At 58.1% G+C, this 10,428-nt stretch carries 6 protein-coding genes; 1 reads left to right on the top strand and 5 read right to left on the bottom strand.

Translation table 11 applies throughout. The annotated features are described in order from the left end of the window. Positions 1-229: 229 nt before the first annotated feature. The 5 genes from RCH93_RS10435 to RCH93_RS10415 all read right to left on the bottom strand — a co-directional run bounded on the left by RCH93_RS10435 (position 230) and on the right by RCH93_RS10415 (position 9,302). Positions 230-529: a hypothetical protein gene (locus RCH93_RS10435; RefSeq protein ID WP_306548334.1), complete on the bottom strand. Its 300-nt coding sequence runs from the start codon at positions 527-529 to the stop codon at positions 230-232. Between the two features lie 143 nt (positions 530-672). Next, entirely contained in the window at positions 673-4,161 is a 3,489-nt protein-coding gene (locus RCH93_RS10430; protein WP_306548333.1) for a translocation/assembly module TamB domain-containing protein, read from the bottom strand. After that, entirely contained in the window at positions 4,161-5,990 is a 1,830-nt protein-coding gene (locus tag RCH93_RS10425) for an autotransporter assembly complex family protein (protein WP_306548332.1), read from the bottom strand. The genes RCH93_RS10430 and RCH93_RS10425 overlap by 1 nt, the downstream gene beginning before the upstream one ends. Before the next feature lie 192 nt (positions 5,991-6,182). Then, positions 6,183-8,774: an ATP-dependent chaperone ClpB gene (gene clpB / locus RCH93_RS10420; protein ID WP_306548331.1), complete on the bottom strand. Its 2,592-nt coding sequence runs from the start codon at positions 8,772-8,774 to the stop codon at positions 6,183-6,185. 195 nt (positions 8,775-8,969) lie between these two features. Beyond that, entirely contained in the window at positions 8,970-9,302 is a 333-nt protein-coding gene (locus RCH93_RS10415) for an IscA/HesB family protein (RefSeq protein WP_306548330.1), read from the bottom strand. A 373-nt stretch (positions 9,303-9,675) separates the two neighbouring features. Here RCH93_RS10415 and RCH93_RS10410 point away from each other — a divergent pair. Then, positions 9,676-10,428 (top strand): ATP-dependent 6-phosphofructokinase (locus tag RCH93_RS10410; protein ID WP_306548329.1); only part of this gene is annotated, 753 nt, incomplete at its 3' end.

Genomic DNA, 10,428 nt, shown 5'->3' with positions numbered 1-10,428 from the left:
GCTGCGTTTGCTAACTTAACTCGTTTTGTTTTCCGTGTCAACCACTTTCTTTTTGGCCGCCAGCGAATTACCACTCTGCAGTTGCACCTGCGAAGCAACGAGGCGTGAATATAACCCAAGTCTGCAGGGGACGTCAAGGGGAAATGTCTATTGAGATCGAGAAAATGGAACCTGCAACGCCCCCTGGTTGAGACGCTGCAGATTTGGGCGTAATTATAGGCTGATGTTGCTATTGATTGCTCTCGGCGGCGGCTGTCCAGTGGGTCAGCGTTTCAATGATTTTCTGCGCCTGCGCCACGCTCGAGATGTTGAATTTTGATTTTGTCTGGTATTGGCCGTTTCTTTTCTGGTAGCGACGGATGGTGAATTTATCGGCGCTGTATTCCTGGGTGTTCTTGTCGTAATCTTGATAACGGAAAAGGATGGTTGTCCATGCGCCTTTGGAAAGAACTTCCTTGTCGATTTCCTTGACGATCAGCACGCCCTCTTCTTCGTAATTTACCGTTAAATCCTCTATCGTTTCCGCCATGATAAGTCCTTGGTTGGTATGGTTGACATTGAGTTGTGGGAGAGCGGACGAACGTACCGCAACACCGGCAAAAAGGCAATCGGGTTCCCTTCTGCCTCTGCAAGCGGAACACCATCCGTGCACTGGGTCGTGATTTGACGCCGCTACTGCTCAAATTCATAGAGGAGATCGCCGCCGCTTTGCGAAGCCCCGGTTTCCGTTAGAAAGTAAAAACCCGCGCCGAGAGTGTAGCGAGTGGTGAAGCTTCCAGATTCCTTAACCAGATCTTTCCCGTAACCAACATAAAAATCCGGAGTGATCCAGCTGCCGAACACCAATGAAAAGTCGTCATAATTATCGCCTGTTTCGAGTTTAATCTCATCAATCATGGAAAGCGTCTTGATGCTCTGCAGGTAGGGCACTAGACCGCCTAACCCTGCCTTGTCTGCTGCTTTCCCTATGAATCCGACGTCATGCCTGGTCTCGCCGCCAATCGCGGTGTTCTCGAGCAGATTGCTGACGATGGCGGATTGCTCCATGGCTGGAGTTGAGTAAAAGGAAATGTTTGGGTGTTGGAGAAAACCGTCGACGATGACGCCGGTCGTCACTTTTTCGTTTTTGTTTTCACTGCGCAGTTCAATCCCGGGATTGGTTAAGGGGCCTCCGGAGAACAGCAAGCGGCCCACATCTATTTTTAAGCGTCTGCCGTAGATCGTAAACGAACCGTCGCGAATGTTGAGGGTCCCGTTGCCGACGTGCGGTCGTCCTGGTTGGCCTGCAATGTGTAAATTGCCGGTGACGGCGCCGCGCAATCCGTAGGCGTCGAGCTGGACATCGTCGCCTGCTGTCATGTTTACAGTCGTGTAAAGGGGCAGGGTGGCGGTCGTCGTGGTCGTCGCCGCAGGTTGTTCGTCGTCGACCACGATGATGTCGCTGGATGGAGGGGTGGCGCGATTGATGTCTATGGAGGTGATTTTTGCGCTGGGAATATTGATTTCCCCGCGTATTTCTCTTTGCTGTTTGTTGAAAACAAGCTGCAGATCCGGCGAAGCTTCCAGTTCCAACCCTGGCAGGCGGACGGCTTGGAAATTTTGACCAGTCAGATGCACGGAGACGAATTGCGAGGTCGATTGGCGCAACTGAATCGTGCTGGCCGCCTGAAGCTCGCCCTTGCCTGAGCGAGCCGTGGCCTCGAGGCGAACGGTCGTGGCATCCCCTTGGAGGGTGACGAAGAGCGGCACCAGGGTGATCCCCAAGGCCGGTATCTCGGCCTGGCCGTTGACCAGTTCGATTTTACCGGTGATCAGCGGGGCGGTCGCCGAGCCGCTGACTGTGGCTTGCCCCTGCATCGCGCCGGAAAGGTTCGCTGCATTGTCGGTCAATAAGGCGACCGGAGAGAGATCCTCCACGTGAACCTGGAGGGAGCCCTGTAAAGGAGACTGGCTGAGGTTGGCTGCCAATAGATCGGCCGCGGTAAGTTTGAATCCGGCCTGGATGCTGCTGTTGTCAGAGAGTTCGCTGCTCAACGTTGCCTGCAGTCGGTTGTTGGCGTAGTCGGCCCGCACCGTGTTTTTCCGCCACCGCAGGCGACGCTCGCCGCCGTCTGCAATGGGCAGGCGCATAGCCACATCGGTTCCGTCACAGTTGAGTGTGCCGGCGATGATCCTGGCGCGTTGACCGGTTACGTCCAGTACAGCGTCGAGCTGCCCTTCAAGCGGGCGCGGCGTTTGGAAGAACTCGCTTGCGGCCTGCAGAGGCAAAGCGGCAAGCGTACCGTGCATTTGCCAGACACTGGTCGGCGGCAGCCATGAGCCGTTGATGCACAAGCGGGCGGAAGAAGACGAGGCAAGGCAGGCCGGTTTCAGTTCCACCTTCTCCGCGGAGGCGGAAAATGCCGCAGGTTGTTGCTGGCGCCAGTCGCCCAATGGGCCGCCGGTCAGTTGGGTCAAGCGGGTCTCCCGGAGCGTTCCTTGCCAGTGGCGATCCATAAAAGATCCTTGGGCGGCGAACCCAGCCGAATACTCTGGAGTTCGCGCCTCGGCGACCAAGGTGTGATCCTTGAGCGAGCCTTTCCACTGCGCTTTGGCCTGAGTGAGATTGACGCCTGCAAGTTGCGCTTGTTTGGCCGTGACTGTTGCGGCAAGGGAACCTTCCGCGGCAAGCGTCCCCTTGGTTTCCAGATTGATGGATTCGATGCGGTCGCCCCCGAGGCCAACGCGGGAACTAGTGATTTTGAGGGTGAATTCGGGTTTGGCGGAAGGCCCCGTGACTTTGGCGTTGAGGTCGATCTTGCCCCGTGCGTTTGGCCACAGTTCGCCCAGATTGCCGGATTGCAGCTTGACGGAAAGGTCTACAGTGTCGGCAACCTGGCCCTGGATCTGCAATCCGGAGCCGGCGCTGGTCAGGGCGAAAAGGGGAATGCGAACCTGCCGGCCCCGGAGGAGCGCTTCGCCTTTGCCGGCCAGGGGGAAGCCGCGTAAGGTTCCCTGCAGTTGGGGCAGGCGGAAGGAGGCGCGGACGTCGTCGCCGTCAAGGCGCCCCTCAGTGTTCAGTGTGCAGGAAACATCACCGGGCCAGTCGGCAAACATCAGGGCGGGGTTAATATGGGCGCCGTGGACCTCCGCTTCCCAGGACAACGCTGGGTTCCAGGCCAGGCGCCCCTTGGCGGCCAGCGAAGATTTTCCCTGCGCGAGCTGAAGGCTTTGGATGCGGATCCCGTCGAAATCGCCCTCAAGGTCAGCGGAAAGCGCGGTTGCTTCTTTGAGGCCAGGCAATCCGGCGGACGATTGAATGGCAAGACGGTAATCATCCAAGGTTCCCAGGCCTGTAACGACAACATCGGCAAACCGTTGCTCGGGCCAGTCGTGATGGATTGCCGGCAGAGCCGCCGTCGGACAGTGCACCTGCGCTTCCCAGGTGGTTGCTCCCAGGAGCTTGTTGAGCCGGCCGCTGAGATGGGTAGGGAACGGGCTGTGGAGATCAGCGTCGATCTGCAATCCATTGACGGGGCCGGAAATCGTGCCGCGTCCGGCAATGGGCTGGTACCCCTCCGGGCGGATGAGTGCCTCGATGGTCGATTGCACCGGATAGTCGTTGCCGGTTTGCAGCCCGCCCTTGGCCCTGATCGTGCTTTCCTTGCCGATGAGCGCCAAGTCGTCAAAGGTCAAAGCTTGACCGTGATAGATTAGGTTGGCAAGCGTTGCCGTGTCGAGTCGCCAGATTTCCGCCTGGTCAGAGAAAATGGTAATGCCGTCCACAGAGACGTGCTCGACCATCAGGCGTCCAGGAAAAGAAAAAGGCGCGAGCACGGTTTCGCCAACGCTGTCGCCAAGGCGCACTTGAACGCCTGATCCGTGGACGGCGGGCACCTGGATGTGGCCATCCAACAGGTGCGAAGGATCCCAGGTCAGGTCAAGCGCGTCGACGACAACGACGTCAACCCCGTCGTCGTAGCGAATATTGCGGAGGTGCAGCGTGCTGAACAGCGAACCCGAGGCGGCCCCGATGGTGACAATGTTGGCGCTCAGGCGATTGCAGATTGCCGCCAGGCAGCGCAAGCCGGCCTCTGTGCCGGCAAGAAAAAACAAGGCGGCCGCGAGCAGCGCAAGCAACAGCGCCCCAGCGGCCGACAGTCGGCGCAGCCATTTGTGCATCAGAGATCGGCTCCCATGGTGAAATGGATGCGCCAGGAGCCTCCTTCATCGAGCGCCTTGGCCAGATCCAGGCGGATTTGGCCAAACACGCCGTTCCAGCGAACGCCAACGCCGGCGCCTGAATGAAGATCGATGTTTGAAAAGGTGTTCATCGCCGCGCCGCTGTCGTAAAACACCGCGCCGCTCCATTCGTCAAAGATCGACCGCTCCAGTTCCATGCTGTAGGTGAGCAGGTCTTTGCCGCCGAGCACAGTGCCGTCCGCATCGGTTGGACCAATGGTTTTATAGCCGTAGCCCCGAACGCTCTGATCGCCGCCCGCGTAGTAGCGGAGCGACGGCGGCAGGTCAAACACGTCGTTGACCAGGGTGGACCCGACGTCGGCTCGACCGATGACCCGCCACTGATCAAAGAACGAATAGATCGCCTTGGTTCGCAAGGAGGTCTGGAGAAAAGCGGCGTCGGCAAAAAGCGTTTCTTGGCTGCCAATGGCGCTCGCCGTGATGCGGATGCCCCGTTTGGCGACAATGCGGTCGTCCGCCCAGAAGACGCTGCCCTTGAGGCCGGGGATGAGCAGGGACGCCTGTCCGGAATCCGAACCAACGGTGTACTGCTCGTCAAGGAATTGCACATAGGTGGAATATTCCCCTTTTTCCCGAAAGTGATCGTGGCTGACGACGGCGCTCAGGGTGTTGATGTCGGTGGCGTCAAGCTGTTCGGTTTCGTATTTTCCCGCCAAGCTCAGGCGGTCTCGCTTGGGATCGCCAATGGGGATGGTGTACACCCCGCTGAGATTGCTTTTTCGCTCCGAGGGCTGCAATTGCAGGTTCAGCTGGTGGCCCATGCTGTTGATGTGGCGGTTGACGTATTCCAGTGTCCCGCGCATCCCGGTGTCGGTGCCGTATCCCAGCCCAATGCCGTATTTATGGGCGATATTGGGGGTAAGCACGACCTTGACGGGCACCTTGAAGGCGGTCGTTTTATCAAGGTCGTATTGCACCTCCACGGTGTCGAAATAATCAGCGCCAAACAGGGACTGGCGCAATCGGGTCAGGGCTTTGGGGGAAAAGGGATCGCCTTCGCGCACCGGGGTGATTTTGCGCAGGAGAGCGTGATCGATGAAATCCGCGTCAAAGGTGAGCGGCCCAAAAAGATATTGGGGGCCGGTGTCAAGGTGCAGGCGTATTACGGCGCTGCGTGATTTTCGGCTGACTTCCGCCCGGCTCTGGCGAAAAACGGCTTGGTGATAGCCGCTTTCCAGGGCAACGGCGATCAGCATGTCTTTGCCGCCTTCGTAGAGTTGATGATCAAGGACCTCGCCTCGGTGGAGCGGGAAACGTTTGACCGCCTCCCGCAGCGCGTTGTCCTGCTCTCCTGCGCCGGTCAACGCGATCTCCAGCTCTCCAACGGTGACCGGCAGCCCAGTCGCAACCTTCACGTCCACCTGGCGTCCGGCCCCTTGTCGCGTGTGCGATAAGGTTATTTCTGGGGAATAATAGCCAAAAGGCTCCAAGGCCTTGGCGGCCTCCTTGGGCGCTTTGTTGTAGAGACGGTTGAACATCGCCTCGGTGAGGGTTTCCTTGTCCCCAATTCTCACCAGGGAAAGAAAACTGCGGATGTTGTTGCGTTGGCTCTCGGTGAGATCGCCGGAAATGGCGACAACAACGGCGGGTTGGGCGAACACCGGGCTTGCAAATTCGGTTGCCAATAGGCAGAAGACGAGGAAGATCAGGCGGACGAAAGGACGATGCGCCCTGCAGATGCATCGTCGTCGGCGTGGCCGCAACCAGAGCGAGGCGAGGGAGAAAAGGGTGAACAGGGGATTGGGCATGCCGGAGGTCCCTGGCGCAACCGATGATGGGATCGTGGAACCCCCTGAGGGGCGACCTCTGTACTTCGTTGAGTATGCTGATGAATTTACTCCGCTATTCCCTCTTTTGAAAGCATTGTTTTCATGGGGAGCAGAGAGACAGGCAAGGCTCTCCCCCTTCCTGGCGCAACGGAAGGGGGAGATGAGGGGAGATTACTGTTTGGCAAAGGTCAGGCGATTGTCCTGGCCCCGGTCGATAAGGATGTGGTCGCCTTCGGCAAAGCGGCCTTCCAGAATTTCCATGGCCAGCGGGTCTTCGATGTGCCGCTGGATCGCCCGTTTCAACGGCCGTGCGCCAAACGAGGGGTCGTATCCAATGTCGACCAGAAATTGCTTGGCCTCCTTGGTGAGCGTTACCTTGTACTTGTGCGCGGCCAGCCGTTTGGCCATCCGTTTGATCTGGATGTCGACAATCTGGGCAAGGTTGTCACGGGTCAGGCCATGGAAGGTGATGATCTCGTCGACGCGGTTGAGAAATTCCGGCTTGAACTGGCGATGCAACAGATCGTCGATCTGCCGCCGCATGGTCTCGGGATCGGTTTGCGCCAACTCCATGATGATGTTGCTGCCGAGGTTTGAGGTCATGATCAGGATCGTGTTCTTAAAATCCACGGTCCGTCCCTTGCCGTCGGTCATGCGGCCGTCGTCGAGCACCTGCAACAGCACGTTGAAGACGTCGGGATGGGCCTTTTCGATTTCATCCAACAGGATGACCGAGTAGGGCCGTCTCCGCACCGCTTCGGTGAGCATGCCGCCCTCGTCGTAGCCGACATAGCCTGGAGGGGCGCCGATCAGCCGGGCCACCGAGTGCTTTTCCATGTATTCGGACATATCAATCCGGATCATGGCTTGTTCCGAGTCAAACAGGAAATCGGCCAGGCTCCGGGCCAGTTCGGTCTTGCCCACGCCGGTGGGGCCCAAGAAAATGAAACTGCCCAGGGGGCGGTCGGGGTCCTGCAATCCGGCCCGCGCCCGCCGCACCGCGTTGGCGACCGCAACAATGGCCTCCTTTTGGCCGATCACCCGGGAGCCAAGGGCCGTTTCGGCCTGCACCAGCTTTTCTTTTTCACCTTCCAGGAGCCGGTCCACTGGAATGCCGGTCCACTTGGCCACCACCGCAGCGATATCTTCGGAGGAAACCTCCTCCTTGAGCATCTGGTGTTTTTCCTGGATTTCGCTGAGCCGGGCGTTGGCGGCGTCCAGTTCTTTGGTCAGCTGTACGATCTTGCCGTAGCGGAGTTCCGCCACCTTGCTCAGTTCCCCGGCCCGTTCGGCCCGCTGCTCTTCCATGTGGGCCTGATCGATCCTGGCCTTGATGTCGCGGATCGACTGAATGATGTCCTTCTCCAGGGTCCACTGCCCTTTCATGCCCTTGAGCGAGTCGTCGAGATTGGCCAGATCCTCCTGGACTTTGTCCAGCCGTTCGAGCGACGCGGGATCTTTTTCTTTTTTCAGGGCCTCTTTTTCAATCTCCAGTTTGATTTTTTTACGTTCCAACTGGTCGATTTCGGTGGGCATGGAGTCGATTTCGATCCGCAGCCGCGAGGCCGCCTCGTCGATCAGGTCGATGGCCTTGTCCGGCAGGAAGCGGTCGGTGATGTACCGGCTGGACAGGGTGACCGCCGCAACCGTGGCCGCATCCTGGATGCGCACGCCGTGATGGACCTCGTATTTTTCCTTGATGCCGCGCAGGATGGCAATGGTGTCTTCCTCGCTGGGTTCCTGCACCAGCACCGGCTGAAAGCGGCGCTCCAGGGCGGCGTCCTTCTCGATGTATTTGCGGTATTCGTCCAGGGTGGTGGCCCCGACGCAGTGCAGTTCGCCCCGGGCCAGGGCGGGTTTGAGCATGTTGGAGGCGTCCATCGAGCCTTCAGCCGCGCCGGCTCCGACCAGGGTGTGGATTTCGTCGATGAACAGGATGATTTCGCCTGCCTTTTTCTCTACCTCCTTGAGCACCGCCTTGAGCCGGTCTTCAAACTCGCCCCGGTATTTGGCGCCGGCCACCAGGGAGCCCAGGTCAAGGGAAATGACCTGCTTGCCCTCCAGGGTCGAAGGGATGTCGCCGTTGACGATCCGCTGCGCCAAGCCTTCAACAATCGCGGTCTTGCCGACGCCTGGCTCGCCGATCAGCACCGGGTTGTTCTTGGTGCGGCGGGACAGCACCTGGATCACCCGGCGGATTTCCTCGTCCCGGCCGACCACCGGGTCGAGCTTGCCCTTGCGGGCCACGTCGGTGAGGTTGCGGGCGTATTTTTCCAGGGCCTGGTATTTGTCTTCCGGATAGGGATCGGTGACCCGCTGGTTGCCGCGCACCGTCTTCAAGGCATTGAGAAAAGCCTCGCTGGTCACGCCCAGGCGACTCAACATGGCGGTTGCCTTGAGTGAGCGGTCGGCCAGAATGGTCAGGAACAGGTGCTCCTGGCTGACGTACTCGTCCTGCATGTTGGCCGCAGTCTTGAAGGATTGGTCGAGCAGATTTCTGAACTGCTGCGAGGCGTAGGTCTGGCCGGCCCCGGCGCCGCTGACCTTGGGCAGGTTGTTGATCAGTTGGTTGGTCTCATTCAGGACCACGCTTGGGGTGACGCCCATTTTCTGCAGCACCGGAACCACCACACCCTCGGGCTGTTCAAGGATGGCCTTGAGCAGGTGCTCGGGTTGCAGTTCCTGGTTGCCGCTGTTCTGGGCCAGCTGTTGCGCGGCCTGGATGGCTTCCTGGGATTTAAGGGTGAATTTGTCAAGTTGCATATCTTCTCTCCTTGCCTGTTCTGTTTATTTTTAAAAACAGGATGTTAATGGGTTTATTAACAAGAGACGATAAGGCGGAAAATAGCAGTGTCAAGATTTTGGCACAAAAGAGAGGGGCTTTTCACACCCCTGTAAAAACAAATCCCCTTTGCCGCTGGCGGCAAAGGGGATGATTTTCCGGAGATCGATTCGACTTCAGCCGCACGATCCGCCACAGGAGCCGGAACTGCAGCTGCCGCCACCGCCTAAAGGGTTGGCGGAGGTGATGGAAAACCCGGATCGATATCCGGCCTCCATGAAATCAACTTTGACGGCCCCGCATTTTTCCTGCAGATCTGCATCAACAAGAAACTTCAGGCCGCCTTCCTCGTAGACCTTATCGCTATCTTTTGGCTCATCCAGAGCCAAACCCAGTGATGGGCCACTTCAGCCACCCTGCATCAGTGCGATGCGAACAGCAGAACTAATTTTGTTCTGCTCGAGGTAGGCTTTCAGATTGTCTACAGCAATCGCTGTTACTTCGAACATTCTGCCTCCTTAAAAGTAAAAAAAGCCTCCTTCCCCAGAGGGGAAGAAGTGTTTGGGTATGGCTCAAGAGTAAGCTGCAAACCGGTTCGCGTCAATAAAGATAGCGGTGGAAAAGATCATGTGCGCCTAAAAAAAATGAGGATCTCGCTCGGGGCGCTTCAATGTGGCAGGCGCGCGGCCAGGGCGGCAACCCGCCGGCCCAGGCCAAAGCAGGGCGAGAAAGGGCTCTGTGGCAATTGGCCAATCCGCAGGAAATTATTATAAAATCGGTTTATTGAATGGAAAAAGATTGTCAATCCGCATGGGGCTTTCTACAATTCAGAACAATGCTTCTAGAGCAGTAAAGAAAACCTTCACGGGCGAGGGCCTCATTATGCGAGAAAAATTGCTTATATCCACCGGCGGCGGCGACGCGCCGGGTCTGAATGCGGTTATTTTTGCCGTGGTCAATTCAGCAACCAGGAAAGGATGGGAGGTCTACGGCAGTAGGTCAGGGTACGGCGGTTTGCTGGATCGAGACGATTTGATCCGCCTCACCCCCGAGGATGTGGAGGGCATTCTTTCCCAAGGCGGGACCATCCTGGGCTCGACCAACAAGGGCAACCCCTTTGCCAAGCCGGTGGAAAATCTTGCCGGCGAAATTCAAATTATCGACATTTCCGACAAGATCCTGGCCAATTTCAACCGGATGGGTTTCTTTTGCCATATTGCGGTGGGCGGCGACGGCAGTCTGGAGATCGCCCATCGCTTTGCCCAGAAGGGGATGCCGGTGATTGGCGTGCCCAAAACCATTGACAACGACCTGGAGGCAACGGACCGGACCTTCGGTTTTGACACCGCCGTTTCCACCGCCACCGACGCCATCGACAAGCTGCACTCCACCGCCAAGTCCCACGACCGGGTGATGGTGGTCGAGGTCATGGGGCGCGATTCCGGCTGGATTGCCCTCTATTCGGGCATCTCCGGCGGCGCCGATGTGATTCTTATTCCGGAAATACCGTTCAAGCTCGATGCGATCTGCGAAAAAATCGCCGACAACGAACTGCACAACAAACACTACTCGATTGTGGTGGTCGCCGAGGGCGCGTGCGCCGAAGACGGTGAGGTAATCAGCAAGGGGCAGGGG

This window comes from Desulfobulbus sp. (assembly GCF_030824455.1).
GTDB lineage: Bacteria > Desulfobacterota > Desulfobulbia > Desulfobulbales > Desulfobulbaceae > Desulfobulbus.
The sequence above is the reverse complement of the archived record's forward strand: the minus strand, read 5'-3'. Positions and strand labels throughout refer to the sequence as shown.